This window comes from Streptomyces inhibens, assembly GCF_003389455.1.
In the GTDB taxonomy this organism is placed as follows: Bacteria; Actinomycetota; Actinomycetes; order Streptomycetales; family Streptomycetaceae; genus Streptomyces; species Streptomyces inhibens.
This window is the reverse complement of record NZ_QUAC01000195.1, coordinates 1-13,466: the sequence shown is the minus strand read 5'-3', so window position 1 is coordinate 13,466 and position 13,466 is coordinate 1. Positions and strand designations below refer to the sequence as shown.

Here is a 13,466-nt window from a genome sequence, read left to right as displayed (position 1 = left end):
CGGCGCCCCCGCCGCGTCCGCCACCGCCACGCCGGGGGGCGAGCCGAGTGCTCCGGAGGCGGGCACGCCGGCTGCTTCCGCATCGGCCGAGCCGGCCGGCGCCGAGTCGGCCGCGCCGAGCCAGACGCCGTCACCTGCCTGGACCCGCCCGACCTTCTGCTCCCCGATCTCCGACGTGGATCGCGGCAAGACGGGGCTGCGCGGCCTCCCGAGCAAGATCGTCGCCGGGTCGGGCTGGCACAAGTTCGCCTACCGCGTGACCAACGTATCCAAGATCACGGTGATGGAGACCGATATCTCCCTCTCCCTCGGCACCGCCGACCCGAAGATCGATGACGTCTCCGAGCTGGCGGTCACGGTCCAGTGGTACAACCCGGCGACCGGCACGTGGAAGCCCATCGAGGGCGACGGCGCCAAGTTCCAGGACAACGACGACTTCACCACCGTCAAGCGCCTCGAGCCGGGGGAGCACGCGGACGCCAGGATGCGGATCAAGATCGGCAAGAAGGCCAAGGCGGGATCCGGCTACTTCTTCACGATCGGCCACTCGTACGGCGAGGACGGCACGTGCGGCTTCGACAAGATCAGCCAGTTCGACTTCACCGTGCTGTCCGCGGGCAGCAAGCCCGGCAAGGTCGAGGACGCCAAGGCGAAGCCGGGCAAGCCGGGTAAGCAGGGAACGCCGAACAGGCCGGGCGGCACGGGCGGCGCCGGGAACAAGCCCGCGGCGCACGGCACTCACGACGGGATCCCGGCCACCGGCAAGCTCGCCACGACAGGTTCCTCCTCCGCGCTGCCGACCGTAGCCGCCATCGGTGGCGCCGCGGTCGTCGCAGGTGCCGGGGCGGTTTTCGTCGTGCGTCGGCGTAAGGCCGGTTCCGGGGCGTAGGCGGGCGGAAGCGGGATCAGCGGGAATCGCCGGTCCGGGCCCGCCGGGCCCGGACCAGCAGCACGCCGGCCGTGCCCACCGCCAGCGCCGCGGCGGCGCCGCCGATGACCGCCACGGCCGGGAAGCTACCGCGATCGCGTTGGCGCCCAGGCGTGTTGCCGTCGTGCCCCGGCTTGTCGCCGTGGTGCCCCGGCGCCGCCGTCACGACGAGCCGGCTGCTCCGCTTGACCCGCCCGTGGTGGCTCACGACCGTCACGGGATAGCTGCCGCTGTTCAAGCCGGACCGGATCCTGGCCAGACCGTAGAAGCGCGGGTCAGAGCCGTCGGCGGACTTGCTGTCGTCCCGCTCCAGCCGTACCGGCTCCTCGAACGCCGGGGAGGTCGCGGTCAGCCGCTTCTCCTCCCCGGCATCGGGCGAGGCGTCCTGCCACAGCACGTGCATCCGGCCGCCGGCCTTGACACGGAAGTGGCGGGTGGATTCGCCGAGGTCGCTGTGCTTCCTGAAGAACTCGGGGCCGCGCACCTTGCCCTTGTAGTCGTAGTCGCCGGGTCGGGAGGCCCGTACCGTGAGCCGGCGCTCGGCGATCCGCCGCCCGTCCGGGCCGGTCAGCACCACCTTGTACGTGCCGTCCTCGGCGTCCGGCAGCACGCTCGGCACCGCCTCGAACATCCGGGGATTGTTCCAGTACCCGTCGTGGTCGTCGTGCCTGAGCGGGACCGGCGCCTTGAACGCCTTCGAGTGCACCGTGAAGGAACTGCCCGTCTCCCCCGGATACAGGTCGTCGAAGAACAGCCCCACCGACTCACCGGGGCGCACACCCTCCACGGAACCACTCACTTCGAACGACGGCCGGTGTGACGCCACTACGTGGACCGTTCCCCGGTTCACGACACGCCCGGCGATCTCGACCCTGAGCGGGTACGTGCCGCGCTTGGCTTTCATCGCGATCTGGCCCCGCGCCTGGTAGCTGAGGCCCCACGAGGGCTCCGCCATCGGGTCCCGGTCGTAGGCGAGCCGGACGGCGTGGGCGAAGGCCGGGGACTGCACGACGACTTTCTCGTGCCGTGTGGCGACGCCGACCACCTGGAGGTCGACGAGCTCACCCGGCCGCTCGCCGTCGGACTGGAACAGCAGCTGCGGCTTCTTCCTGGCGCGGCCGCCCTCGTCGGCCGCTGCGCTGCTGGACGCACCCACACCACACACCACCATCCCGCCGCACACCGCGACGGCCGTGCCGATCGTGATACGTGACCAACCCACGGCGCTTCCCCCTTGACAGCCTTTCCCGGAGAGAGGGGGTTGGTGCCCGATCGGTTGCTTTGTGCTTGCCGGGCCTGCTGAGCCGGCCCGCAGTAGGCGCTCAGTGAGGGAAGGTCGTCGCCACGCCCTCCGGCCGCTGCAACGGGCGGGGCTGGTCGCGCAGTTCGGGCAGGAGTTGTTCCAGGTCGGTGAGGAACATGTCCGCGAGGTCCTGGGAGAAGCCGTTGCGGCAGACGATGCGCAGGACGGAGAGGTCCTCGCGGTGCGGCGGGAAGGTGTAGGCGGGGATCAGCCGGCAGCGCTCCTTCATCCTGCTCGACACGTCGAAGACGTCGAAGGACTTCACGTCGTCCGGGGTCGTGAAGGCGAGGACCGGCAGCTGGTCGCCGCGGGTGAGCAGGCGGAAGTCGCCCAGCGCGCCGATCCGTTCGGCCATGGTGCGGGCCACGTCGCGGTCGCCTGCTGTACGGCGCGGTGGCCGGCCCGGCCCAGCCGCAGGAAGGTGTAGTACCGGGCGGCGACCTGGGCGCCGGGGCGGGAGAAGTTGAGGGCGAAGGTCGGCATGTCGCTGCCCACGTAGTTGACCCGGAAGACGAGCTCCTCGGGCAGCGCTTCCTGGTCGCGCCACAGCGCCCAGCCGCCGGGGCAGACCAGGCCGTACTTGTGCCCGGAGGTGTTGATGGAGGTGCCGCGGGCCCCTCCCCGTGACGGCGGGCAGCACCCCACGGCCCTGAATCTGTGTGTACCAACGGGCACTGACAGTTCCGGGCAGATCATGGATAGCCACCGCGCCCGCGCAGCAGGATCTCGCCAGTTGCGTCAGCACAGCGCGTCAGCAAGCGGCCGACCGGACGAAGTACGCCGTTATGCTGCGGCTCTTTCGAGTCGGGCCGGAGACCTCACCTTCGCCCCCACCGCTTCCTGGGTTCGCGGACCAGCCGGCCCCCGAGGCAACGAGGCCCGACAGCAAGCGCAGTCCTGGTGCCGTCCCGGCAGAGACGCTGACAACTACCACCTACTGACGGCCGCACTTCACGAATACAGCGAAAACCTCGCCGCCCGCATCGACCGAGGTTGACCCTCGGGGATCGTCAGGGCTCCGACTCGCTCAACTGGCCAAGTGCAACGCTCACTGGCCAACTAGGAGGTTCTGACCGCTCTTCCGTGATGCCTACGGCTGAAGGAGGACGCGGGCTCTGAGCAGTGCGAATGAGGCTCGCCCGTACATTTGCCGCTTGATCGTTTTGATTCTGGCAGGGACCGCGATGCCCTCCCGGATGGCCATCATGTAGCGGTTCACAACGTGGTATCCACCGGTGTGGCCGAGGTCGGTCAGAACCTTTCAGTTGGCCAGTTGAGAAAGGGTGGCGCGCCCACACCGTCCGCCCAGCCGGCCTCGCTGTCAGCGCTCTGTGTGATGATGCGGACGCGTCCCAGGGGAGTGGGCCGCGGTCTACTGATTGCCAGGGGGTTGGGGATGGGTGCGGGTACGGAGCCGGACGGTTCGTCCAGGTCCGACGAGGAGTGGGAGCGGTTTCTGCGCGAGTCGGTGGCGGGTGCCGCCGACGCGCCCAAGGAGCCGTCGGCGCGGGCCCGCGCCGTGGCGAAGCGGCTGCGCGCGGAGCCCGGCCGCGGCCTGGAGGGCTGGCGCAGCTACACGCCCGCGCGGCCCAAGCGGCGCACGGGCTGGTACGTGGTCGGGCTGCTGGCCTCGCTGGTGCTGCTGGTGGTGGCGCTCGCGCCGGGGCGGATAGTGGACCTGTTCGCCGGCGCTGACTCCCCGCCGCTGGCGGCCGAGACCGCCCGCCCGACCCAGGTACCCCCGACGGAGGCGGCCCAACGCCCCACCATGGACGAGCCGTTCCGCGGTTCGCCGGCGGCGAGCTGGGCGAGCGGAGCGGCGGGGATCACCGTGCCGAAGGCCGGGGCGGTCGGCTGGATGAGCGCGGCCGAGGTCGAGCGGGCCCTCGCCCGCAGCCGGGACTTCCTCGTCGCGTCCGGCCTGGACCGCGGGGTGCTGCAGGGCGAGCGCCCCGAGAAGGCGATTGCACTGATCAACCCGCACCAGAAGGACGTCCAAGACCTCCTGAAAACCGCTTTCCGAACCCCGAGCGAGAAGAACGACCCCCTCCTCCTCTTCAGCCGCTTCCAGCCCTCCCGCACCCACCTGGTCGGCGACGTCGTGAAGACCCGGGGCCGGCTCACCTACCGGGAGGGCGAGCGCGGCGCGCTCCAGGTGACCGCCGACGTCACCTTCGTCTACCCGGTCACCCGCGCGGACGCGGGCGGCGACGACGAGATCGTGCGCACGATCGTCCGGCGCGAGCTGGTCCTGAGCTGGGACGACCCTGACAAGGTGATCACCGAGCCGGGCACGTTCTCGATCGTCTCGTACAAGTACGACATGACCAACGGCGGCTGCGGCGCCCCCACGGGCTACTTCACCCCGCCCTTCGGCACGGACCGCCGGGCGGACGAGGCCGGCACGGAGATCGACCCGTACGACCGCAGCACGCCGGTCGGGCGGGGCGAGTCCTCTGGGGACGAGTGCGGGAGGGCGACGCGGTCCTAGCGGGCGTTACTCGGCGGCGGCCACCCCAACCCCGAGGGCGATGAACATCCAGCCGCCGATCCGCTCCCAGCGCCGGCGCCAGGCCGGTCGGCCGAGCACCGCGTGCAGCCGGGCGGCGACGTGCACGAGCGCCAGCCAGTAGACGACGCCGATCGCGACATCGAGCGCGCCGAGTCAGCCACGTCCGGTACGCAGCACCAGTTGCGCTGGACAGTTCCGCGCTCAACGGCCGAGTGCAATGCTCACTGGCCAACTAGAGCGCTCAGTCACAACGGTCAACACCTGCATCAAGATACCGCGAGGGCGTAAAACCGATCACGCGACCGCGTTTTGCTGAACTGTGCGGGGCACGAGAACTGAAGTCCCCGGCTGGCATCCCCCGTCCAGCCGGGGGCTTCTGTGCAACGGCACCGAGAGGCCCTTGAGCGGAGTATCCGGGGGAGAGTGGCCGGGTCGGACGGCGCGCACGACGCCAACAGCCCTGTCACCGGTACGGGCTCGGCGGGAACCCCCTTTCTCTGGGGGCGGCTCGGGTGTCGTGCGACGTGGGGTGATGGGGTTCGTTGAGTTCCCAGGACTCGTTCTCGGGGGGTGTGGCTCTGCGACGGGTTGTTGCACGACTCGTGGCTACTGGCCGGTGGTGTCCGCGCGGTCGAGGGTCTCCCGGGCTCCGACCGCGAAGGCATGCAGGTCGCGTGAGATGTCCACGAGAGCGTTGTGAGCTTCGCACAGGAAGGTGCGGCCCCCGTCGGATTGGCCGTGGGCTCTTTCCTCGGCGTCGAGGTCGGAGTGGATGGCGAAGCCCTCAACGTGTCGTTCGATTTTCGCGGCGAGGTCGGCGACTTTCTGAGGGCCCTCGACGGCGACAACGGGAGCGGTACTGCGGACGGCCGGCCATCGGTCGTGAACGGTCTTAAGCAGTTCGGAGAGCTCAATTTCGTCTCGTCCCTGATCATCGGCCATTTCCAGGGCGTCGGCAGCTTCCCGGAACGAGGTGACAGCGGCGATGAAGTTGCTGTAAGCAGCACGTCTTCCTTCGCGCCACCACTGGCCGTGCTGGCTGCGGCCCTGGAAACGGCCAGTGAGGAAAGCCGCCCCAAGCGTGCCGCCAGCGCCGAACAGCCCGCCGACGGCGGCTCCCAGAATCGCTGCTGTTCCTGCGTCCATGCCACTTCCTTGCCTCAGAGAATCCCCTGTGCACTGTTGCCGGGCGGCGGTCGAGGCCACACGGCAGGGGACGCCAGCTCGCTGACCCTGGTCCTCTCGCGCTGCAAGCTGGAGATGTCTCGACGAGCTGCTGCCGCCCGCTCGGCCAACCACGGACTCATGCCCCAGCTTCACCGCCCGGGCTCGGCGCGAGCGTGACGCGCGATGGCGGATTCACCTCACATTGGGTGTGCTTCCGGAAGTCGTCGTTGCCGGGTACAGGCGAAACCGCCAGATGCGCAGAACGTGCTCTTGCCGTACTCAGTAGTCATCGGGGACCAACTGGGCGAGCAGGGCTGGCTCGGGCTCTTCGCGCAGTGCTCGGATATCGCCCTGTTTCGTAGTGGTGGCCTCCAGTAATCGGAGGGTGTACAGCTTGCTGAGCGTGCACAGTATTGCGAATGCCTGCTCCGCGATCTGACGTGCCGCGTCCTCATCTGGAGGTTCCGGCGCGGAGACGTAGTCCAGACTCACCAGCCGTCCTTGGGCGTCGAACTGGGACTCCTCGGTCTGCGGCCAGTCACCATGCATGATCAGGAACCAAGCCAGCTTCTGCTCGTCAGGGTCGGTAATGACCCGCCCAGCGCTCAGAAACTCCACCCCACCGATGGTGAGCTCCCGGGTCTCCTCCCCGTCCCCAAGCCCTTCCACCACCTGCTCCTTGTCTCGGTCCGTGATCAGCGAGAATGTGAGCGGTGGCTCGCTCGCGAGCATTCTGTCCCCAAGCAAATGCATCTCGTTGGCCTTGAAGGCAGCAACGAAGGACAGTCGCTGCTGGCTTCCGACATGGTTGAAGGCGGACGGGTCGACCAGCGTCCAGATACCCATGCGACTCCAGAAGAGCGCATAGAGCAGTCGTCCTCCCGTGGCCTGGGCATACGCCTGGGCTGAGGCCATGTCCTTGGCCCGCACCTTGGCCTCCAAGCCGGTTCCGGTCGGAGCTACGTTTTTGACCTCGACCAGCGGCTGGGCGCCGTCACTCAGAACGATTCGGAAGTCAGGTGGCTGGAGTTCACCACCAGCATCATCGAAAGAGAACAGTCCCGAATCCTCGGTCTTGATCAGGCGGACGGAGCCGAGAGCTACCACCACAGCTTCAAATGCGTACTGCGTCTGCCGCCCCTGCAGCCTGGAGAGGTTGTCGAGCGATGTGCGGAGAGCATCGCTGATAGCTGTAACGGTCTCTGCGTGACGGTCACTGAGTAGCTTTTGTCCATCGGGAGCAGGCAGCGCCAGTTCGATCAGGGGCATGACTTCGAATCCAAGGTCGCCCTTCCGCCCCTACGCAGTGCCATGTGTTTGCCCCCACCGTTGCCGACCTTGCTGGAACTAAGGCGTACACCCCCAAGTCCGGTCGCGGGCGTGATTGTTCAAGAAGGTCTGGGGAGAGAACCTCGAAGCGGATCCCTTCACGACAGGTGTTGTGCAGGGTGCCGTCGCCTCCACCGCCTCTGAGCTGTCTGAACTCCAACCGGACGCTCGCGGCGCCCCGGAGAACCGCCCTGCTCGGAATGCCGTGCTCGGGTAGAGGTGGTCCGGTAGAAGTCCCGTGTCTGAATCGCCCGTTTCCGCGGCCCTGTGGCGTGTCTCGGATGGGTGAATTCGGGAACCTGGCCGCTCCCGGATTCCGGTAGGACCGTTGGGCTGGGCGGATAGCCGGATGATCGCTCTTCGGGCGTCCCCTGCTCATACCTGTACACGTGCTTGAGGAGACGTCCCCTTGGCTACCGCTGATCTTCCTGGTCCTGATTCGCTGCTGCGCCGCACGCTGGGGGAGTGGCGGATCGGGTTGGTGGCATGGCGGCTGCTGGTTCTGCAGACCGCGGATCCGGCGGTCGCCGCCGGCATGGCCAACTTCTCCACCTACCGCGCGCACCCGTGGCGGCGTATCGAGCACACCATGGACAGCGGGAAGCGGCTGTTCTTCTCCGACCGTGAAGGGCTACGCCGTGAGGTTGCCCGTCTGGAGCGCACGCACCGCCGTCTGGCCGGGACCGACGAGCAGGGCAGGCCGTTCACAGCGTTGGACCCGGCGGTGCGGGTGTGGGTACTGGTCACCTTGTACGAGTGCATGACGGCGATGCGGGAACTGTCCGGACGCCCGCTGGCGCCGCCTGAACTGGATCAGATGTACGGAGAATTCCGTGCGGTGTGTACCGAGTTCGGCCTCTCCGACGACCTGTTCCCGGCCACGGCCGCGGACGTGCCCGCGTATATGGACCGCACGATCCGCGAGCGCCTCGAATGCAGCGAACCTGTGCGCTACCTGCTCTTCGACATGCTCCGTGAAGCACCCGCACCCCGCCGTNGCGCTACCTGCTCTTCGACATGCTCCGTGAAGCACCCGCACCCCGCCGTCTCGGCCACCTGAAGCCGGCCTGGCCGCTTGTGCGCACGGTGGCCGCCCACGTGATCGGTGCGCTGACCATTGCGGACCTGCCGGAAGCCTTCCGCGAGCGCTTCAACTTGCCCCGCACCCGCCGCGCGGCCCTGCTGTCCCTCATCCTGCACCGTGGCATGCGCGTGCTGATGGATGCGCTGCCCGAGCACCGCCGCTACCGCACCCCACTGGCGGGCAACTCCTCGACTTCGCAGCCTCCCACCGCCTCCACCGACCGTCCTTCCCCGCCGGAGGCAAGCCCTGTCCGGCTTCCCGCACCACGCCGCCGCAAGGGTGCCGATTCCCGCCCGGCGCGCCTGCGGACCTTCTTCCGCCAGGTCCTCGACCAGACCGGCGACGGCCGCATCAGCTCGGCCGATCTGCAGGCCATGGCGCACAACGTGTGCTGGCCGCTCGAACTCACCCCTGAGCGCGAAGCCCGCGTCTATGCCGCCTTCGAGACCTGGTGGCAGCACCTGCGGACCGGCATGGATGCCGACGACGACGGACAGGTGACCTGCGAGGAGTTCGTCACCGCCATGCTCACCGGGATCGACGCCGGGCCGGCCTATCTCGAACAGGGGCTGCATGTCGCGGTGCGGGCGATCTTCCACGCTGCGGACACCGACGGCAGCGGACACCTGTGCGCCGATGAGTACCGCACGATCTTCGGCGGCTCCCGGGTCCACCCGGCCGAACTCAACCACGGCTTCCGCCAGCTCGACCACGATGGAGACGGCCGCATCACCGAAGACGAATTCGTCCAGGCCTTCACCGACTACTTCACCGCCCGCACCGACAACACGGCCGGCAGCCAACTCCTCGGACGCCCATAGCGGCCGATGCGGGCGAAGTGCCGGGGGCAGCCACTGATGGGCCTTGGCGGTTCAGCGGCGATTCCCGCAGCAGTTCCCGCAGCAGTTCGATTCCCACCATCAATCGAGGATGGCACCGGGCGGTCACCACAGCCGACAGCACACCAGTACCGCATCCCACGTCCACGCACCGCAGACCGTCCGCGCAGTTGAGCCACGCCGTGAACTCCTCCGCGACAAGCCGGCTCCACCGACCCATGTACCGCTCGTATTGCCTCGCGTCGTGGTTCGTCGCGGGCGTGCGTGTTCCGCCAGATGATGTAGCGGCAGGTGCGCGAGTTCGAGGTCGCAACGTGATGTGAGCAGTCCCGTCGATCGCGTGCCGCTCGTCGAGGGAGCTGCGCGGAAATACTCCGAGCGTGAGTAACACCGGCTCTCGCTGCCCTTCGGGCCTTCATGCATACACGGTCCAGTCAGTCTGACAAGACAAGGGCCTGGCCGCCGTCAACTCAATCTTCAATCCAAGCTTTCCTGTGGATCCGGGCCGCACATCCGTGATCCGTCATCATGGGATGCCGCCCCGAAGCAGCGAGGTGTGCTGATCCCCCGTGAGATCGCCAGTCTCCGCGAAGGGCTGCATGCGTGCGATGAGCACGGCGACATCATCCGGGTCCGCGGGAAGCCGGAGTTCGCGAAGGAGCCGGTCGCAGGTTTCCTCCAGGGTGCGGTGGGGTGCGTCAAGCAAGCGCAGGAGGGTGTCGAGGCGTTCGTCAATGGGGTGATGTCGGACCTCGACGAGTTCGTCGGTGTACAGGACCAGCCGATCACCAGAGCCGACGGGGAAGGTCGTGGTCATGAAGGGGACGCCGCCGACTCCGAGCGGGGTGCCGGTGGGCAGGTGGAGCAGTTGCGGGTGCTTGCCGTTGCGGATCAGGACGGGGGGCAGATGGCCTGCGGTGGCGATGTGGCACTCCGCGCTGTGTGGATCGTAGACGGCGTAGACGCAGGTGGCTATGTACTGCTCCAGCCCTGAGGTGATCTTGTCGAGGTGTTGGAGGACCTGGGCAGGGTCGAGGTCGGCGAAGGCGCTGGTGGCGGTGCGCAGGCGGCACATGGTGACGGCGGCGTCGATGCCGTTGCCCATGACGTCGCCCACGACCAGTGCGGTCTTGTCGTCGTCGAGCGGGAGGGCGTCGTACCAGTCGCCGCCGATCTCGTACGTGGCCAGTGCGGGCCGGTACCGGGAGGCGATCTGCAGACCGGGAAGGTGAGGCGGGTGGTCGGGGAGCAGGCTGCGCTGAAGGGTCTCGGAGGCGTTGCGCACCGTCTGGTGTGAGCGGGCGTTGTCGATGCACACGGCGGCGCGGGAGGCCAGCTCGCCGGCGAGGGCGAGATCGTCCTCGTCGAAGGGCTGCGGGTTGCGGGCGCGGCTCAGCCCCAGGAAGCCGAGGATCTGGCCGCGGGCGGTGAGCGGGAGCAGCATGTAGGAGTGCACGCCGGCGCGGGTCAGCAACGTGGCGGCGCGGGCGTCGCGGGCGAGGCGGGCCAGGGCGGCGTCATCCATGTGGGAGATCAGGATCGGCCGGCCGGTGCGTACGCATTCGGTGGGGAGCCGGTCGGCGTCGTAGGAAGCGAACTGGCCGGGCGGGTCGGTGGCCTGCACCGCGAGGGCGCGGAAGATCGCGGGGCCGTCACCCAGGGGCGGGCGGTGCTCGTCGATGACGGAGTCGAGGACGTCGACCGTGGCCATGTCGGCGAGCTCGGGAACGGTGACGTCGGCCAGCTCTCGGGCGGTCTGCTCCACCTCCAAGGTGGTGCCGATGCGCGCGGAGCCGTCGGCGATCAGCGCCAGACGCCGGCGGGCCTCGGCGGCCTCCGTAGCCGCCTGGTAACGGTCGGTGACGTCCACCACCAGGTCGGCCACCCCGAGCGTCCGCCCCTGGGGATCGTCCAGCCGGTACAGCGAGATCGACCAGGCGTGCATGTGGGGGTCGGCGGGGGTGTGGCCGACGATGGTGTATTCGTCGACCAGGGGAGCCCCAGTCTCGAGGACCTGCTGCATCGCGGCCTCGGGCACCGCGAACTTCGCGGAGGTCATGATCTCGCGGTAGTGCCGGCTGAGGTGGTCTTCCGCGGGGATGCCGTACATCCGCTCCAGGGCGGGGTTGACGGCCACGTACCGCAGATCGGTATCGAGGATCGCCGGCCCGATGGGAGACTGGGAAATCAGCCGGGTGGACAGGGCGAGGTCCCGTTCGACCTCCCGAAGCCTTGACCTGTCTTGGGCAGCAACGTGCGGCACTGGCGGCCCGGAGTGCTCCAGACCTGGCAGGAGCCAGCTCTGGAACGGAGTCAGCCCGGCCAGGACCAGGAAAGCGACGTCGACCGCATGGGCGAAAGAGAGCGTGCCGAACAGGCCGTACGCGGTGCCCGTGCGTTCACCGTGGATCGTGACCCGTCGCCAACGGTCCGACCACGGCAGCACCACTGCGGAGGTCGCGTGTCCACGGCGCCACCATGTACTCCAAGTGGTCGACGAGCAGTTCTACGGCAACGCCGGTCCTCCCCTCGCCCGACCCATGTCTGTCCGGCATCTCCCTCTTGGCCGGACTCAACGCGCGAGGCGGTAAAAGCCGTTGCAACCGGGAGAGCCCTTCGCCGTACATCAGGGGTCGCCCGGTCAGGGCCGCACCAAGTCACCACGCCGCTCGGTACACCCTGGTCAGTGCTTGCCCTTGTCTCCGCGCTTGCCCGCTGTCTTGGGGCTCTTCTTGGCGTCGGCCGGTGCCGCCGTCTTCTCGTCGGCAGTCTGCGCAGCGGATGAAGGAAGCGAGGGTGTGGGTGAAGATGAGGGAGCCCCATTCGATGCCGGGGACGGTGAGATGGAAGGGTTCACGACCGCGGACGGCTCAGCCTGCGGCACCTGCGCCGTACCGGTGTCGGGCGAGAACCACGTCAAGCCGGCGAGCAGCGCCACGAAGAACAAGGCGGCACCGCCCAGCAGCGCCACCAGGCGGGAACGGCGGGTGAAAGGCAGGCGAGGGCGGTGCGGCGCGGCCCGGTGCACCGTCGTCTTCCACTCCGTTTCCGCTGCCGGGACATGGACGCCCCCGACAGAGGGGGCAGGTACGGCGGTGCCTGGTACTGGGGTGCCGGGGACGACGGCGCCCGGGCCGGTGATGTGCGGCCCGCGCACGGTGGAGGGTGCGGGCCCGCGGCCCTGGTCCGGTAGTTCCTGCGGCAGGGGCTCCGGCGCCCCGCGCCAGGCTCCGCGCCCGAACCAGGCCGCCACCTGATCGGCCGTGGGCCGGTCCTCGGGCTGCTTGGCCAGGAGCCCGAGCAGGTAGCTCTCGAAGGCAGGCGGGAGGCTGGCGCCGAGCTGCCGGGGTGGCACGGGGGAGGCGTCGAGGTGCTGGTGGAGGATCGCGAGGGCGGTGTCCGCCTGGAACGGCGGCCGCCCGGTGAGGAGTTGGTAGAGCACGCAACCCAGCGCGTACACGTCCGAGGCAGGGCCGGCGGGCCGGCCCAGGGCGCGCTCGGGTGCGAGGTAGAGGCTGGTGCCGACGATCTGTCCGGTGGCGGTGAGGGCGGCGCCGGGGTCGTCGACGAACCGTGCGATGCCGAAGTCGCCGATCTTCAGCGCGCCATCGGCGTCCAGCAGGAGGTTGGCAGGCTTGATGTCCCGGTGGACGATGTTTTGCCGGTGGGCCGCGGCGAGCCCGGCCGCGGCCTGCGCAGCGATAAGGGCCACGCGCTCGGCGGGCAGCGGGCCGGAACCGGCGAGCCGGGCAAGGCTGTCGCCCTCGACCAGTTCCATCACCAGGAACAGACGGTCCTCGTGCTCGCCGAAGTCGAGGACACCGACCACGTGCGGGTGGTTGAGGCATCCGGCCGTTTGCGCCTCCAGGCGGAAGCGGGAGGCGGCGCTGGGGTCGGAGCCCTGGGGAAGCAGGAGTTTCACCGCCACCGGTCTGCCGAGCGTCTCGTCGAAGGCCCGCCAGACCTCCCCCACCGCTCCCCGACCGACCACGTCCTGCAGCCGATACCGGCCCGCTATCAGCACCTGTGTTTCATCCTCATGCCATGAGACGTCTCGACCACCGCAGGCCGTAACTCACCACGTGGGTGAGGGTGGGAGGTGCCGCAGCAGCCCCAGCATACCGGCCCCGCAGATACCTTTTCCCGGCCCCGGCACTCCTGCCGGAGACCGTGTGCCGGCACCGCTCCTCGCATCGCAGTAGTGTTCTGGTCGGCTATCCGGCCCTAAGAACTCCTAACGCAATGACTTCAGGCGCCGCCAGCAGATGAGTGCGCATCCCAGGGTGAGAAAGGCTTCGTGGATG

General features: G+C 68.8%; 9 protein-coding genes and 3 pseudogenes. 4 read left to right on the top strand and 8 right to left on the bottom strand.

Annotation, left to right across the window (positions count from 1 at the left end; translation table 11 throughout):
- A pseudogene (locus DY245_RS45340) lies at positions 1–189 on the bottom strand (hypothetical protein); the annotation flags it as partial.
- Here DY245_RS45340 and DY245_RS24230 point away from each other — a divergent pair.
- Positions 176–889, top strand: a complete 714-nt coding sequence (locus DY245_RS24230) for an LAETG motif-containing sortase-dependent surface protein (protein WP_128509343.1) — start codon at positions 176–178, stop codon at positions 887–889. The pseudogene DY245_RS45340 and the gene DY245_RS24230 sit on opposite strands and share 14 nt — an antisense overlap.
- 16 nt (positions 890–905) lie before the next feature.
- Here the strand turns inward: DY245_RS24230 and DY245_RS24225 are convergent, their stop codons facing one another.
- Both DY245_RS24225 and DY245_RS24220 read right to left on the bottom strand, forming a co-directional pair.
- On the bottom strand, positions 906–2,150 hold the full coding sequence (locus DY245_RS24225) for a hypothetical protein (RefSeq protein ID WP_181923845.1): 1,245 nt from the start codon (positions 2,148–2,150) through the stop codon (positions 906–908).
- A gap of 100 nt (positions 2,151–2,250) precedes the next feature.
- A pseudogene (locus DY245_RS24220) lies at positions 2,251–2,843 on the bottom strand (pyridoxal-dependent decarboxylase); the annotation flags it as partial.
- Between the two features lie 784 nt (positions 2,844–3,627).
- On the opposite strand from DY245_RS24220, the gene DY245_RS24215 reads away from it, so the two are divergent.
- The gene (locus tag DY245_RS24215) at positions 3,628–4,722 is read left to right on the top strand and encodes a hypothetical protein (RefSeq protein ID WP_128509342.1); all 1,095 of its coding nucleotides are present in this window, start codon (positions 3,628–3,630) and stop codon (positions 4,720–4,722) included.
- Positions 4,723–5,349: 627 nt separating this feature from the next.
- Here DY245_RS24215 and DY245_RS24205 read toward each other — a convergent pair.
- Positions 5,350–5,889, bottom strand: a complete 540-nt coding sequence (locus tag DY245_RS24205; protein WP_128509341.1) for a hypothetical protein — start codon at positions 5,887–5,889, stop codon at positions 5,350–5,352.
- A gap of 300 nt (positions 5,890–6,189) precedes the next feature.
- The gene (locus DY245_RS24200; protein ID WP_128509340.1) at positions 6,190–7,179 is read right to left on the bottom strand and encodes a hypothetical protein; all 990 of its coding nucleotides are present in this window, start codon (positions 7,177–7,179) and stop codon (positions 6,190–6,192) included.
- Between the two features lie 541 nt (positions 7,180–7,720).
- On the opposite strand from DY245_RS24200, the pseudogene DY245_RS46675 reads away from it, so the two are divergent.
- Positions 7,721–8,236 (top strand): annotated as a pseudogene (locus DY245_RS46675) (oxygenase MpaB family protein); the annotation flags it as partial.
- A 20-nt stretch (positions 8,237–8,256) separates the two neighbouring features.
- A complete protein-coding gene (locus DY245_RS47905) occupies positions 8,257–9,144 on the top strand; it encodes an EF-hand domain-containing protein (protein WP_342354211.1) in 888 nt (295 codons plus the stop codon).
- On the opposite strand, the gene DY245_RS24190 is transcribed toward DY245_RS47905, so the two are convergent.
- The 3 genes from DY245_RS24190 to DY245_RS24180 form a co-directional block, all read right to left on the bottom strand.
- Positions 9,092–9,382, bottom strand: a complete 291-nt coding sequence (locus tag DY245_RS24190; protein ID WP_128509339.1) for a hypothetical protein — start codon at positions 9,380–9,382, stop codon at positions 9,092–9,094. The genes DY245_RS47905 and DY245_RS24190 overlap by 53 nt on opposite strands.
- 306 nt (positions 9,383–9,688) lie before the next feature.
- A complete protein-coding gene (locus DY245_RS24185) occupies positions 9,689–11,611 on the bottom strand; it encodes a SpoIIE family protein phosphatase (protein WP_244943226.1) in 1,923 nt (640 codons plus the stop codon).
- Positions 11,612–11,845: 234 nt separating this feature from the next.
- The gene (locus tag DY245_RS24180) at positions 11,846–13,186 is read right to left on the bottom strand and encodes a serine/threonine-protein kinase (protein ID WP_128509338.1); all 1,341 of its coding nucleotides are present in this window, start codon (positions 13,184–13,186) and stop codon (positions 11,846–11,848) included.
- Positions 13,187–13,466 lie beyond the last annotated feature (280 nt).

Excerpts from the sequence above, each read along its gene's own strand:
- DY245_RS24215 (WP_128509342.1), top strand. The coding sequence starts at position 3,628 with ATGGGTGCGGGTACGGAGCCGGACGGTTCGTCCAGGTCCGACGAGGAG.
- DY245_RS24205 (WP_128509341.1), bottom strand. The coding sequence starts at position 5,889 with ATGGACGCAGGAACAGCAGCGATTCTGGGAGCCGCCGTCGGCGGGCTG.
- DY245_RS24200 (WP_128509340.1), bottom strand. The coding sequence starts at position 7,179 with ATGCCCCTGATCGAACTGGCGCTGCCTGCTCCCGATGGACAAAAGCTA.
- DY245_RS47905 (WP_342354211.1), top strand. The coding sequence starts at position 8,257 with ATGCTCCGTGAAGCACCCGCACCCCGCCGTCTCGGCCACCTGAAGCCG.
- DY245_RS24190 (WP_128509339.1), bottom strand. The coding sequence starts at position 9,382 with ATGGGTCGGTGGAGCCGGCTTGTCGCGGAGGAGTTCACGGCGTGGCTC.